Below are 15283 nucleotides of genomic sequence, written 5' to 3'. Positions count from 1 at the left end.
TCGTCGTCATCCGACTCTCCCAACCGAGGTAGACATGCACGCGGACGAATCGAACCACGACCCCTCCAGGCTCATCGCCATCGTCGGCATGGCGGGCCGGTTCCCCGGCGCCCCGGACACGGAGAGTCTCTGGAAGCTGCTGGCGGAAGGCGGTCACGCCATCCGCCCGGTTCCGCCCGAAAGGTGGGACGCCACCGCCCAGCTCGACCCCGAGAAGAAGATCCAGGACGTCGGCGGATTCATCGACGGCGTCGACGAGTTCGACCCCGCCTTCTTCGGCATCTCGCCCCGCGAGGTCGAGGACATCGACCCCCAGCAGCGGCTCGTCCTGGAGGCCGGCTGGCGGGCGCTGGAGGACGCCGGAGTCCGGGCCGAGGACATCCGCGGCACCCGCACCGGCGTCTATGTCGGCGCCCTGTGGCACGACTACGAGCTGCTGCGCAAGAACAACGGCGGCGGCGCGACCCAGCGCAGCGCCGTGGGCCAGGCGATCGACGTGATCTCCGCCCGGCTGTCCTACGCCCTCAAGATCGGCGGCCCCAGCCTCAGCGTCGCCACCGGCTGCTCGTCCTCGCTGGTCGCCCTGCATCTGGCGGCCCAGGCCCTGCTGGCGGGCGAGATCGACGGCGCCCTCGTCGGCGGCGTCAACCTGCTGCTGACGCCCGACGTGTCCATCGGGCTCACCCACTTCGGCGGTCTGTCCCCGGACGGCCGCTGCGCCGCCTTCGCCGCGTCCGCCAACGGGTTCGTACGAGGAGAGGGCGCGGCCGCGGTCTACGTCAAGACCCTCGCGCGCGCCCTGGCGGACGGCGACCGCGTCCACGCCGTCATCGTGCGCACCTCGGTGAACAACGACGGTGGCGGCGACAGCCTCGTCACTCCCAACTCCGAGGCGCAGGAGGAACTGCTGCGCCGCACCTACGCCGAAGCCGGCGTACCCCTCGACAAGCTCGCGTACGTAGAAGCACACGGCACCGGCACCCGCCGCGGCGATCCCGTGGAAGCCGGCGCCATCGGTCGCGCCATCGGGCAACGGCGGGATCCCGCCAACCCCGTCGCGATCGGATCGGTCAAGTCCAACATCGGACACCTGGAGGCGGCGTCCGGCATGGCAGGCCTGTTCAAGGCCGTGCTCTCACTGGAGCACCGTGTCGTACCGCCCAGCCTGCACGCCGAGGAACTCAGCCCGCACATACCCTTCGACGAGCTGAACGTGCGTGTCGTACGCGAGCCGCTGCCCCTCCCGGAGGACGAGCCCGTCTACATGGGCATCAACTCCTTCGGGTGGGGCGGCACCAACGCCCATGTCGTCCTCATGACGGCCCCCGCCGAGCGGGCACAGGCGCCCGCTCCCGATCCCGCGCCGGCCACCCCGGCGCCCGCCGGGTCCCTGCCGGTGCTCGTGCCGCTGTCCGGTCACACCGACGAGGCGCTGCGGCAACGCGCCGCCGACATACGGGAGATGGCCGAGTCGGCGGACGTGCCGCTCGGCGACCTGGCGGGCACCCTGGCCTGGCGGCGCGACAGCTTCCCGCTGCGTGCCGCGGTCACCGCCCGCACGCACACCGAACTCGCCCGGATACTCGGCACGTTCGCCGAGGACCCGGAGGCGGAGACACCCGGCCTGGTCACCGGACGGGCCAGGCGGCACAGCCGCACCGCGTTCGTCTTCCCCGGCCAGGGCTCCCAGTGGGCCGGCATGGGCCGGGAGCTCTACGCGTCGAGCCCCGCGTTCGCGGACGTGATCCACCGCTGCGCCAAGGCCCTTGAGCCGCACACCGACTGGGACCTGACCGCCGTGGTGTCCGGTGCGGCGGGCGACGGCTGGCTGCAGCGGCTCGACATGATCCAGCCCACCCTGTGGGCGGTGTCCGTGGGCATCGCCGAGCTGTGGCGCGAGGCAGGTGTCGAGCCCGACGTGGTCGTCGGCCACAGCCAGGGCGAGGTCACCGCCGCGACGGTCGCGGGCATCCTCTCCTACGAGGACGCGGCGCTGATCATCGCGCGGCGCAGCGCCCTCGCCCGCCGGCTGTCCGGACGTGGCCGCATGCTCGCCGTGGACCTGGGCGTCGAGGCGGCCCGCGAGGCGCTGGCCGGGTTCGAGGAAGTGGTCTCGCTGGCCGTCAACAACGGCCCGACGTCCTGCGTGCTGTCCGGTGACACGGACGCGGTGGAGACCCTGAAGGAGATCCTCGAGGCCGAGGGAACCTTCTGCCGCATGGTCAACGTGGACTACGCCTCGCACAGTCCGCAGATGGACGAGCTGCGCGAGGAGCTGACCGAGGCACTGGCGGACGTCCGGCCCCGGCAGGGCGCCACGGCGCTGATGTCGACCGTGCGCCTGACGGGCCTGTCCGGTCCCGAGATGGACACGGCGTACTGGGTCGAGAACCTGCGCCGCCCGGTCCTCTTCGCCGACGCCCTGACCGCGCTCCTCGACGACGGGGTCACCCATGTCGTCGAGATCAGCCCGCACCCGATCCTCGCCCCCGCCATCGAGCAGTTGGGGGCCCTGCGCGACGAGAAACCCTCCGTGCTGACCTCGCTGCGCCGCGACACGGGCCGGCCGGACGACTTCGCCGCGGCCCTCGCCCGGGGCTTCGTGTCCGGACTCGCGCCGTTCGGCACCCTGCGCCGCGACGCGCTCGCCCCGGTCCCCGGCTATCCGTGGCAGCGCTCCTCGTACTGGCTGCCGGCCGGGAAGCGGCGCTCGGGCCGGGGCAGCGAACTGGTCCTGGCCCCGGCCGTCGCCGAGCAGGACACCTGGCAGGCCGAGCTGGAGACCGGCGTGGACACCGCCCCGTGGCTGGCCGACCACCAGGTCGACGACGCCGTCGTGCTGCCGGGCGCCGCGATGCTGGCGTACGCGCTGGAGGCGGCCCGCTCCCGGCACGGGGAACTCCCCGCCCAGCTGCGGGACGTGGAGTTCCGCAGCGACCTGACACTCGGCGACGGGCCGGCCCGACTGAGCGTGCTGTGGCGCGACGACATCACCGAGGGCGGCAGTTTCACCCTGCTGTCCCTGCCCGAGGGTTCGGCGGGGTGGACGGAACACGCCGTCGCCCGGGTGCTCCAGCAGGCGCCTGCCGCCGATCCGGTGGACTTCCCGCAGGAGTTGACGGACCTCACGGCGACATCGGCCGAGGACTTCTACGCCGCGTGCGCCGCCCGCGGCCTGAACTACGGGCCCGCGTTCCGTGGACTGCGCACACTGCACCTGGCGGACGGGGCCGTGCTCGCCGAGGTCAGGCTCTCCGAGCGGTGCCGGGCCGGTGCCCGCCCCGGCGGACTGCACCCGGCGCTGTGGGACGGTGCGCTGCAGGCCTGCCTGGCCCTCGGTGAGGAGGGCGTCACGGTCGTGCCCACCGAGGTGCGCCGCGTCTCCTTCCACGACGGTCTCGAGGAGCCGGTCACCGAGCTGTGGTCCTATGCCGTCAGGCAGTCGGAGGACCGGTTCGACCTGCATCTCTTCACCACCGGCCGGCGTCCGCTACTGACCATGTCGGGGCTGCGGATGCGGCCGCTGGCCACGGAGAGCGCGAAGCGCGACGACACCGAGCGGGAGTTCGTGCTCGACTTCGTCGAGGAGCCGCGCCCCGAGGCGGCCGGCGACGCCGGACCGTGGCTCGTGTGCGGGGAGCCGGCGCTCGCCGGTGCCCTCGCCCGGGAGCTCACCGAGGCCGGGGCCACGGTCACGCTCGCCGCGGGTCCCGATCCGCTGGAGTGGACCGCCGGGGCGGACCGCACGGCCGGCCTCGCCGGCATCGTGCTGGCCGCACCGGACGCGGCCGCCGGTCTGCCGGCCCAGCGGGGCGTCCTGGCGGCGCTGCCCGCCCTGGTGCGAACGGCCGTCGCGCTGCCGGCCACGCCGCGGCTCACCGTGGTCACCGCCGCCGCGCAGGCCGTCGTGGACGGCGAGCGGCCCGATCCGGGCGCCGCGCTCTTCTGGGGCTTCGCCCGCGTCCTGCGCCGGGAACACCCCGAGCTGTCGCCCCTCGTCCTGGACGTCCTGCCCTCCGAGGACGGCTGGGCCGCCGACGCCGCCGCGGAACTGCTCGCGGCCGACACCGAGGACCAGGTCGTCCTGCGCCCGGGACGCAGGCTGGCCGGGCGTCTGGCCGCGGCGCGCGGCCGGGACACACAGGCGCCCGCGACGCCGTGGCAGCCGTCCAGCCGGCCGTTCCGGCTCGTGGCGGCCCGGCCCGGCTTCTGGGACAGCCTGGAGTACCGTCCGCTCACCCGGCGCGCCCCGGCCGCCGGCGAGATCGAGATACGGGTCACCGCCGCGGGACTCAACTTCATCGACGTCATGAAGGCCATGGGCACCTACCCGGACCTCTCCGGCGGCGCGTCCCTGCTCGGCGGCGAGTGCGCGGGCCGGGTCGTGGCGATCGGATCCGGGGTCGACGGCATCGAGGTCGGCGACCGTGTCGCGGCGTGTGTGATGGGCTCCCTCGCCTCGCATGTGACCGTGCGCGCCGACCACGCGCAGCCGGTCCCGGACCACCTCGACGACACGGACGCGGCCGGACTGCCGCTGTCCCTGAGCACCGCCTGGTACGGGCTGCACGACCTGGCCCGGCTCGAGGCGGGCGAGACCGTGCTGATCCACTCGGCCGCCGGCGGCCTCGGGCTCGCCGCCGTGCAGGTCGCCAGGTCGCTGGGGGCACGGATCATCGCCACCGCCGGCAGTGAGGGCAAGCGGCGGTATCTGCGCGAGCTCGGCATCGAGGACGTCTTCGACTCGCGCGACCTGTCCTGGGCCGAGGGCGTGCGCGCGGCCACCGGCGGGCGGGGCGTGGACGTCGTCCTCAACTCCCTCACCGGAGCGGCCATCTCACTCGGCATGGAGGCGCTGGCGGAGGACGGCCGGTTCGTCGAGGTCGGCAAGAAGGACATCTACGCGTCCCGGAACGTCAGCCTCTCCTCGTTCCGCAAGAGCATCAGTTTCGCGGCCGTCGACCTCGCGGGCCTCCTCGACCGGCGTCCCGAGAAGTTCGCCCGCCTCTTCGCGGAGGCCTGGCGGCGGGTGACCCCGGACGGCATCCGGGCGCTGCCCCGCATCGGCCTCGACTTCGCCGACGCGGCGGAGGCGCTGCGCGAGATGTCCCGCGGCGCGCACATCGGCAAGTTCGTGCTCGCCGATCCCGCGACGGTGCGCACGGTGGCTCCCGAACCGCTGACCCACGGCCGGTTCCGCGCCGACGGTACCTATCTCCTCACCGGCGGCCTCGGCGGGCTCGGCCTCTCGCTGGCCGGCTTCCTGGCCGAGCGCGGAGCGGGTGCCCTGGCGCTGCTGGGCCGCTCGGAGCCGGGCGCGGAGGCGGCGCGGCTCATCGCGGAGTGGCGTGAGCGGGGGGTACGGGTCCAGACGTACGCGGTGGACGTCTCCGACGAGACGGCGCTGCGCACCACGCTCGGTCTGGTACGCGAGGAACTGCCCCCGCTGCACGGTGTGGTGCACGCGGCGGGCCTGCTGGACGACGCCACGGTCCTCAACGCGACACCCGAGCAGATCGAGCGCGTGCTGGCTCCCAAGATCGACGGAGCGCGGCACCTGGACGCGGCCACCGCGGACGAGGCGCTGGACTTCTTCGTGATGTTCTCCTCGGTGGCCTCGCTGATCGGTAACGCCGGGCAGGCGGGGTACGCGGCCGGCAACGCCTATCTCGACGCGCTGGCCGTGGCACGCAGGGCGGCCGGGCGGCCCGGACTCGCCGTGCAGTGGGGCCCGTTCGCCGAGATCGGTCTCGCCGCGCAGGACGACGTGCGCGGGGCCCGGCTCGGAGACCGCGGCATGGGCAGCTTCCCGGCCGAAGAGGCCTGGGCGGCGCTCGTGCGGTTCCTGGAGGAGGACCGGCAGGTCGTCGGCTACATGCCGCTCAACCTGCGGCAGTGGTTCGACGCCTACCCGGACACCGCCGGGCAGAAGACCTGGGAAGTGCTGCGCCGCTCCCAGCAGTCCGGGGCCGCGGGCTCCGGCACCGACGGCGCTTTCCTCACCCTCTACGGCACGGCGGACGAAGGCGCCCGCCTGGAGCTGGTGGAGACCCGTGTGCGGGAGAACGTCGGCCGTGTGCTGCGGCTGGACCCGAAGACCATCGACCAGGAGATGCCCTTCAAGTCGCTGGGCCTGGACTCGCTGATGAGTCTGGAGCTCCGCAACCGGCTGGAGGCCTCCTTCGGCCTCAAACTCTCGCCGACCCTCCTGTGGACGTACGGCAATGCCCGGGCGCTGTCCGGCGCGCTCAGCGATCGACTTCAGCAGACCGTGGCCTCCGCGGCCTGAACCCGAGGACTGTCTCACATGACTTCGAAACCCACCGCAGACAGCGCCGTCACCCCCCTGACCCGCGCGCTGAACACCATCAAGAGCCTCAAGGCGCAGCTGGACGCGAGCGGCGGCGCACAGCCGCTCGCCGTGGTCGGCGTGGGGCTGCGCCTGCCCGGCGGCATCGACGACCTCGACGGCTACTGGGAGGCCCTGAGCAGCGGCGCGGACCTGGTGCGCTCCCGGCCGGCCGAGCGCATGGGGCCGTTCGCCGCCGAGTGGGCGACCACCCCGAACCGGGGCAGCTTCCTCGACGACGTACTGGACTTCGACGCCCCGTTCTTCGGCATCAGTCCGCGCGAGGCCCGTGCCATCGACCCGCAGCACCGGCTGCTGCTCGAGGTGGCCTGGGAGGCACTGGAGAACGCGGCACTGCCGCCGGACCGGCTCGGCGAGGCCACCGTCGGCACCTATGTCGGCATCACCGGCCGCCAGGACTACCAGGACTGGCTGACGGGCGACCCCGACGCGTACTCGGCCACCGGCAACGGGCACAGCTTCGCGGCCGGCCGCATCGCCTACGCCATGGGGCTCACCGGCCCCGCCGTCGCGATCGACACCGCCTGCGCCTCCTCGCTCGTCGCCGTCCACCAGGCGTGCCAGGCGCTGCGCCGCGGCGAGGTGGACGTGGCCCTGGCGGGCGGCGTCAACCTCGTGCTGTCACCGCGGTCGACCCAGGTCATCGAGCAGACCAGGTCGTTGTCGCCGGACGGACGGTGCAAGACGTTCGACGCGCGGGCCAACGGGTTCGTCCGCGGCGAGGGCTGCGGAGTCGTCGTGCTCAAGCGTCTCGACCAGGCACGCGCGGCGGGCGACCGCGTCCTCGCCGTGGTGCACGGCACCGCCACCAACCAGGACGGCCGCTCCTCGGGGTTCACCGCGCCGAACGTCCTGTCGCAGATCTCCCTCATCGAGGCGGCGCTCGCCGACGCCGGGCTCGAGCCCTCCGACATCGGGCTCGTCGAGGCACACGGAACGGGTACGGCGCTCGGCGACCCGATCGAGATGGAGGCCATCGTCGAGGCCCTCGGCCGCAAGAACGGCGGGGCGCCCCTGCATGTCGGCTCGCTGAAGACGAACTTCGGCCACCTGGAGGCCTCTGCGGGCGTCATGGGACTCATCAAGGGGATCCTGGCGCTGCGGCACCGGGCGGTGCCGCCGCTGGTCCACTTCCGTACCCTCAACCCGCGCATCGACCTCGACGGCACCGGGATCGAGGTGTCCGGCACGCTGCGGCCGTGGACGGGCACGGAGGGCGGCGCGTACGTCGGCGTGAGCTCGTTCGGCATGGCGGGCACCAACGCGCACGTCATCGTGGGCCCGGCCGGGGAGGACTCCGCGCCCGCGGCGCCACCCGTCGCACCCGGGGGCTTCGAACTCTCGGCGAAGACCCCCGAGGCGCTGCGGGCTCTCGCCTCCCGGTACGCCGCGCATCTCGCCGGGACGGCCGACGAGGACTACCCGGCGTTCGTGTACACCGCGACCCACGGGCGGGCCCGGCACGGCGTGCGGGCCCTGGTCGAGGCGGCCGACCGGTCCGCGGCGGTGGCGGCGCTGACCGCCCTCGCGCAGGACGCGCCGTCGCCCGCCGTGACCCTTTCGGAGAGCGAGGCGCTCTCCTCCTCCGGCTCGTCCCCCGACGGTCCCGCCCGCCGTGTCGTGGCCCTGCCGCACTACCCCTGGCAGCGCTCGCGGCACGCTCCGGAGAGCCCCGAAGCGACGGTGGCGGAGGCCGCCGCCGAGCGGGCCGTGTCGGCTCCGCTGTACGAACTCACCTGGCAGAGCGCCGAGTCGGGCGGCCCGGCCGACGCCACCGGCGGCCCCGACCTGGTGCTGGCCGGCGACGACACCGAGCTGCTGGCCCTGCTGCTGACCGAGGCGGAGGGCGCGGGCCTGCGCGGGACCGTGCTGGCACCGCCGTCGGCCGGACCGCTGCCGGGCGGCTGGGAGCGGGCGCCGCTGCCCGAGGACGACGACGCCTGGGCCGCCTTCTGGGCGGCCCGAGAGGGCACCGCCCCGGTCGGTCTCCTGCTGGCCCCCGCGGCGCACGCGCTGCCCGCCTCCACCGACGCGTCCGAGGACCCGGCCGACGCGGGCGCCGCCCTGTGCGTGTCCGTCACCGCCGCCGTGCGCGGTCTGCACGACGCCGCCGTGACCGGCCGGGCCTTCGTGCTGACCCGGGGCGCCCGCCAGGTCACCGGCACCGACGAGATACGGGCCGGCGACCACGGCCTGCTGAACGGGCTCGCCTCCGTGCTCGGCCTCGAACTGGGGGCCGCCTGGGGCGGTGTCGTGGACCTGCCCGCCCGGCCCGCGCCGGGTGACGCGCAGGCGGTTCTGCGCCTGCCGGGCACGGCCACCGCGGAGGACGTGGCCGCGGTGCGCGAGGGCGCGGTGCTCGTCGGCAGGCTGGCCGAGGCTCCGGCCGGGTTCCTGCCCGAGGCACCGGTCGCCGCCGACGCCACGTATCTGCTGACCGGCGGACTCGGCGGCATCGGACGGGAGCTGGCCGCCGACCTGGTGCGCCGCGGTGCCCGCCATCTCCTGCTGATCGGCCGGACCCCGGAGACGGAACTCGGCGCGGACGCCCGTGCCGCCCTGGAGTCGCTGCGCGGCACCGGCACCGAGGTGGTCCACCGGGCCGCCGACGTCGGCTCCGCCGCCGAACTCGGGGAGGCCCTGCGGGCTTTGGACGACATGCCGGCCGTACGAGGGGTGGTGCACAGCGCGGGTACCCTGCCGCACGCGCCGCTGCGCTCCGCGGGCGGGCCCGACTTCACCTCGGTGCTGCGCGGCAAGTTCGGCGGCGCCTGGTGGCTGCATCTGCTCAGCAAGGACTGGCCGCTGGACTTCTTCGTCCAGACCTCCTCCGTCTCCGCGCTCTGGGGCAGCGAGGGCCGGGGCGCCTACGCGGCCGCCAACGCGGGCCTCGACGCGCTGGCCGCGCACCGGGCCGCGCAGGGCCTCACGGCGACCAGCATCGCCTTCGGCACGTGGGACCTGGACGGCATGGCCGACGAGGACAAGCGCCGCACCCTCGCCCGGATGGGCATCCTGGACCTGACCCCCGCCGAGGGCTGCTCGACCCTGTCCGCACAGGCCCCGGGCACCGCGGCGCACTTCCTGGCCTGCGCGATGGACTGGCCGCGCTTCGTCGAGGTGATGGCCGCGGTCCGGCCGCGTCCGCTCTTCGACGCGCTGGTTCCCGAGGCCGTGCGGGAGTCCGCGCCGCAGCCGGCCGAGGTGCCGCGGTCGGACGACGGGTGGCTCAGCGAGGCGCTGTCGGCGCTTGCCGAGGGCGGACGCCCGCAGGCGGCGCGCGACGGCGTCAGCGAGATCGTCGCCGCCGTCCTGGGCCACTCGGACCCGAAGGCCGTCCCCCAGGGCACGGGCTTCTTCGACCTCGGTCTGGACTCCATCATGGCCGTCGACCTGGCGCGCGATCTGGGCGCCGCCTGCGGTCTGCGGCTGGACGTGGCCGACGTCTTCAACAACCCGACGGTGACCGCGCTCGCGTCGTACGTCGTCGGCCGTCTGGCCGAGCAGCCGAGCCGTCCCGCCGCCCCCGCCGGGCGGGACGCCGCTCCCGCCGCCGCGACGACCACCGCCCCGCCGGCCGAGGACCGTGCGGAGCTCTCGCGGGAGCCGATCGCGATCGTCGGCATGGCCGGCCGCTTCCCCGGCGCGGACACCCCCGACGAGCTGTGGGAGCTGCTGAGCAACGGCACGGACGCGGTGGGCCCGGTGCCCGCCGACCGCTGGGACGGTGAGTTCCTGCACGACACCGACCCGCTCAAGACCGGGAAGATCAGCACCGACCAGGGCGGTTTCCTCGGGGACATCGCCCGCTTCGACGCCGGGTTCTTCGGCATCCCGGCGCGCGAGGCCGAAAGCCTCGACCCGCAGCAGCGCCTGCTGCTGGAGGCCGCGTGGCACGCGCTGGAGGACGGCGGCATCGCGCCGACCTCCCTCCGGGGCACCCGTACCGGGGTGTTCGTGGGCATCAGCAACTCCGACTACGCCCGCCACATGGAGGTCGGCGGACTCGGGCAGCTGGACGCCTACTTCGCGAGCGGTACCGCGCTGAACGCCGCCACCGGACGGATCGCCTACAGCCTCGGTCTCAACGGCCCGGCGATCGCCGTCGACACGGCCTGCTCCTCCTCGCTCACCGCCCTGCATCTCGCCGTGCGCTCCCTGCGGCACGGCGAGAGCGACCAGGTGCTGACCGGCGGCGTCAACGTGATCAGCGCACCGGCCACGTCGGTCGCGATCAGCCGCGCCCACATGCTGTCCCCCGACGGCCGCTGCAAGACGTTCTCGGCGGACGCCAACGGGTTCGTCCGCGCGGAGGGCGTCGGCGTCCTCGTCCTCAAGAGGCTCTCCGACGCCCAGCGCGACGGCGACCGGGTGCACGCCGTCATCCACGGCACGGCCGTGAACCAGGACGGCGCCTCGTCGGGACTCACCGTGCCCAGCGGCCCCGCCCAGCAGGCCGTGATCACCGCGGCGCTGGCCGACGCCGGCGTCGACGCCGCCGACATCTCGTACCTGGAGGCGCACGGCACGGGCACCTCGCTCGGCGACCCGATCGAGCTGGGCGCCGCGTGGGCGGTGCTCGGCCAGGGCCGCAAGCCCGGCGACCCGCTGCACATCGGCTCCGTGAAGAGCAACATCGGCCACTGCGAGTCCGCGGCCGGCATGGCCTCGGTCTTCAAGACCGTCCTGGCACTGCGGCACGGCAGGATTCCCGCCTCGCTGCACTGCGACGAGCTCAACCCGCATGTGCCGTGGGACGAGATGAACCTGCGGGTGGCGGACTCGCTCATCCCGTGGCGGGTGCGCTCCGGCAGCCGGCTGGCCGGTGTCTCCGGCTTCGGGTTCAGCGGCACGAACGCCCATGTCGTGCTCGGTGAGGCGCCCGCTCCCGCGCCGGTGGCGGCGACCGAGCCGGAGGGCCCCTTCCTGCTCCCGGTCTCGGCACCGGACGCGGCGGCCTTCGAACGCGTCGCCTCCGTCTGGCGGGACCGCCTGGAGGTCGCCGAGGACGCCGGGGAAACGGCCGGTCTCGCGTGGACGGCGGGCGCGGGCCGCGCCCACTTCCCCGTGCGCCGGGCGCTGCTCGGCTCGACGGCCGCCCAGCTGCGAAGCGCCCTGGACGCGGACGGCGGCGCGGTCACCGGTCCCGGACAGCCGCGCGTCGCCTTCCTGTTCACCGGGTCGGGCAGCCAGTACTTCGGCATGGGCCGGGAGTTGTACGAGACGGAGCCGGTGTTCCGCGCCGCCCTCGACGACAGCGACCGCGTCCTGCGGCCCCTGCTCGGCATCGGCCTGCGCGACCTGGTCTTCTACGGCACCGACGAGCGGCTGATCGACCGCATCGAGTACGCCCAGCCCGCCATCGTGGCCATCGAGCTGGCGCTCGCGGAGCTGTGGAAGTCGTGGGGGGTCACCCCGGCGGCCGTCACCGGGCACAGTGTCGGAGAGCTGGCGGCCGCGGTGGTGGCCGGCGTGCTCGACCTGGAGTCGGGGCTCACGCTCGTCGCACACCGGGCCCGGCTCATCGCCGCCACCGGTGAGGGCGCCATGCTCTCGCTGGCCACCACGCCCGACCGGGTCGAGGAGTGGCTGGTCGGCCGGTCGGTGGACATCGCGGCCGTCAACGGCCCCAAGTCCACGGTGATCTCGGGCTCGCCCGAGGACGTGGAGGCGGTGGCCGCGCTGGCGAAGGAGCACGGCGTACGGGGAACGCGGCTCGCGGTCTCCTCGGCCATGCACTCTCGGTTCGTCGAGCCGGTCGTACCGGAACTGGAGGAGATCACCGGGGCGCTGGAGTTCCACCCGCCGACGATCCCCGTCATCTCCAACCTGACCGGCCGTGTCGCCGAAGCCGGCACCTACGACGCCGCGTACTGGTCCCGGCATCTGCGCCGGCGCGTCCGTTTCCACGAGGGCGCGGCCGCGCTGCGCGACCTGGAGGTCGACGTCTGCCTGGAACTGGGCCCCGACCGCACCCTCGTCAACCTGCTCCAGATGACGGGGCTGGTACCGGACGGCGGCGCCCACCCGTCGCTGCGCCGCCGGGGCGGCGACCGCGCGAGTCTGCTCGCGGCCGCCGCGGCCCTGTACGAGCGGGGACAGGACCTGGAGTGGAAGGCGCTCCAGGCAGCCCTGGGCCCGGTCCGCGGCACGGCACCGCTGTACCCCTACGGCGCGACCCGGTACTGGACGAAGGTCACTCCGCTCACCGCTCCCGCTCCGGCGGCGGCCGCCCCCGACGCCCCGCACTGGGGCCGGGAGTTCACCTCACCCGCGCTGCCCGGACGGGTCTTCGCCCTGCGGCGCAGCGCCGAGTTCCCGCCGTACCTGACCGACCACCGCATCGAGGACACCGTGCTCACGCCGGCCTCCTCGCATCTCGCCGCGATCCTTTCGGCACTGGCGGGCGGCGGCCGTCCGCTGGCCGTCGACGACTTCATCTGCCCCCGGCCGCTGGTCATCAAGGACGGCGAGGAGTACGACGTCCAGATCCTCGTGGACGGCGACGGTGACGGCGCCGCGGAGCGCGGCGGCCGCACGGTGAGCCTGCACAGTCTGCTCGACCCGGACCGCGGCGTCTGGGAGAAGCACCTGGCGGGCAAGCTGGTGGACGGCGCGGACAGCGCCCCCGCCACGGCCCCGGACACCAAGTCCTTCATGGCGTCGGCGGACCGGTACATCAGCGGCAAGGCGTTCTACGCCTTCTTCCGGGCACTGGGCTACAACCTCGGTCCGTCGTTCCGCTGGATCTCGGACGTGTGGATCCGCGGCGACGAGGCTCTGGTGCGCTACACCGCCCCGGAGCTCCCGGACGCGCTGACGGAGTACGAGCTCTACCCGGGCCTGATCGACTCGGTCTTCCAGAGCACCGCCACGTTCATGGTGGACGACGACGTCAACAGCGCCGCCACGCTGGCCATCCCGTTCTCCGCCGCCCGCCTGACCTTCCTCCCCCGGCCGGCGCACCCGACCGAACTGTGGGGCCATGTACGGGCGTTGCAGTCCGAGGAGCTGCCGAACGACCGCAAGCGCATCGAGACCGCGCGGCTGCACCTGTTCACCTCCGAGGGGCAGAGCCTGCTCGTCGCGGAGGACTTCCGGGTACGCAACGCCCGGCGCGCGGCGCTGCGGCAGAGCCTGCGCGACGGCCAGGCGCACGCCTACGAGCTGACCTGGATGGCCGAGCCGCGGCTCGACGGCCGGGGCGGCGCCGGCCGCCGTGTCACCGTGCTCGGCGCGGACCGGGCCGCCGGGCGTCTGCTCACCGAGGCCCTGGAAGCCCAAGGGCACGTGGTTCTCGCGGAGGTGGTGCCGGACGCCGATCTGGTGCTCGACGCACGGACCCCGGCGGGCACCGGCCCGCGGGAGGCGCTCAGTGCCTCGCTGGAGCTCGGCGAGACGCTGCGGTCGGTGCCGCGCAGGACGCCGTACGCCGTGATCGGCGAAGGCGGTACCGATGCCGCGCCCGTCCGCGAGGCGCTCTGGGGGCTGCTCGCGGCGCTGGAGGCCGAGGACGCCGAACGCCGGCTGCTGCGGGTCACGCTCCACGAGGGCTGGCAGCCCGCCGGGGTGGTGGGCACCCTGACACAACTGCTCGACGAGGGCATCACCGAGACGCGTCTCGCCGCGGACGGCGAGGGCACCCGGGTCGCCCGCCTCACCTCAGTCCCGGCCGCGGCGAAGGAGCCGCAGTGGAACGGCGGGGTGCTCCTCACCGGCGGTCTCGGGGCGCTCGGTCTGAGCGCCGCACGGATGCTGTCCCGCCAGGGTGCGCGGTCGTTGACCCTGATGAGCCGGTCGGCACCGGACGAGACGGCGGCCGCCGTCATCGACGAACTGCGCGCCGAGGGCACCACCGTGCACGTGGTCGCCGGTGACGTCACGGACCCGGACGCCTGCGCGGCGGCCGTGGCCGCGGCGGGGGAGGACATGCCGCTGCGGGCCGTCCTGCACCTCGCCGGCGTCACCGCCGACCGGGCCTTCGACCAGCTGACGCCCGAGGACTTCGAGAAGGTCTTCGCCGCCAAGGCGCGGGGCGCCCAGAACCTGGCCGACGCGACCGAGGGCCTGGAGCTCGACACGTTCGTCCTGTTCTCCTCGGCGGCCGGTCTGCTGGGGAACGCCGGACAGGCCAACTACGGCGCGGCGAACGGCTTCCTGAACGGTCTCGCGCTGCGGCTGCGTGACCGGGGCGTGCCCGCCACCGCCGTCGAGTGGGGCCCGTGGGTCGCCGACGCGAAGGGCGGGATGGCCGATTCCGCGGCGGTGCGCCGGGCGATCGGGAACCTGGGCATCGAGCCGCTCACCGACGAGACGGCCGAGCCGCTGCTGGCCCTGGCGGCCGGCCTGCCGGGGCCGCGGCTGCTCGCCGTGCGGCTGGACGCCAACCGCTACCTGGAGGCGCTGCGCGGCCACCCGCGCTCCCAGCTCGTCCGCGAGCTCGCCGGACCCGCCCGCCCCGACACCGGCGCCGGCACCCGCGGCACCGGAGACCAGCAGCCCTCGGGGGAGCGGGCGCGCGGCTGGCTGCGCGACCTGCTGCTCGGCCTGCAGCCCGAGGACCGCGACAACCTGCTGCGCGAGACCCTGCGCGTCACGATCGGCGAACTGGTCGGCGAGCCCGACGCCGTGGCCGACCACAACCGCGGCTTCGAGGAGGCCGAGATGGACTCGATCATGGTGCTGGAGCTCGGGGACCTGCTGTCCCACGGCCTGGACAGCGAGCTGCCCGCCACCGTCGCCATCGACTACCCGACCGTCCGCGAACTGGCCGGCTACATCACGCAGCAGCCCTGCTTCGCGGCCCCGGCTCCCGTGGGCCCCGACACCGCCGTCGACGGCCTGTCCCTCGATGACCTCACGGACGAGGAGCTGCTGCAGGCAGTGCGCGACGACCTGACCGCGGATCTGTGA

The 15283-nt window shown here is 74.4% G+C and carries 2 protein-coding genes; both read left to right on the top strand.

The window, feature by feature from the left end:
* Positions 1-34 precede the first annotated feature (34 nt).
* Positions 35-6289, top strand: a complete 6255-nt coding sequence (locus tag ABT057_RS40345) for an SDR family NAD(P)-dependent oxidoreductase (protein WP_352348916.1) — start codon at positions 35-37, stop codon at positions 6287-6289.
* 18 nt (positions 6290-6307) lie between these two features.
* Positions 6308-15283, top strand: a complete 8976-nt coding sequence (locus tag ABT057_RS40340) for an SDR family NAD(P)-dependent oxidoreductase (RefSeq protein WP_352348915.1) — start codon at positions 6308-6310, stop codon at positions 15281-15283.

The sequence above is a fragment of the Streptomyces sp. NPDC002588 genome, from assembly GCF_040295925.1.
Taxonomy (GTDB): domain Bacteria; phylum Actinomycetota; class Actinomycetes; order Streptomycetales; family Streptomycetaceae; genus Streptomyces.
Note: the sequence above shows the minus strand (reverse complement) of the source record. Positions and strands in the feature narration are given on the sequence as shown.

Excerpts from the sequence above, each read along its gene's own strand:
- ABT057_RS40345 (WP_352348916.1), top strand. The coding sequence starts at position 35 with ATGCACGCGGACGAATCGAACCACGACCCCTCCAGGCTCATCGCCATC.
- ABT057_RS40340 (WP_352348915.1), top strand. The coding sequence starts at position 6,308 with ATGACTTCGAAACCCACCGCAGACAGCGCCGTCACCCCCCTGACCCGC.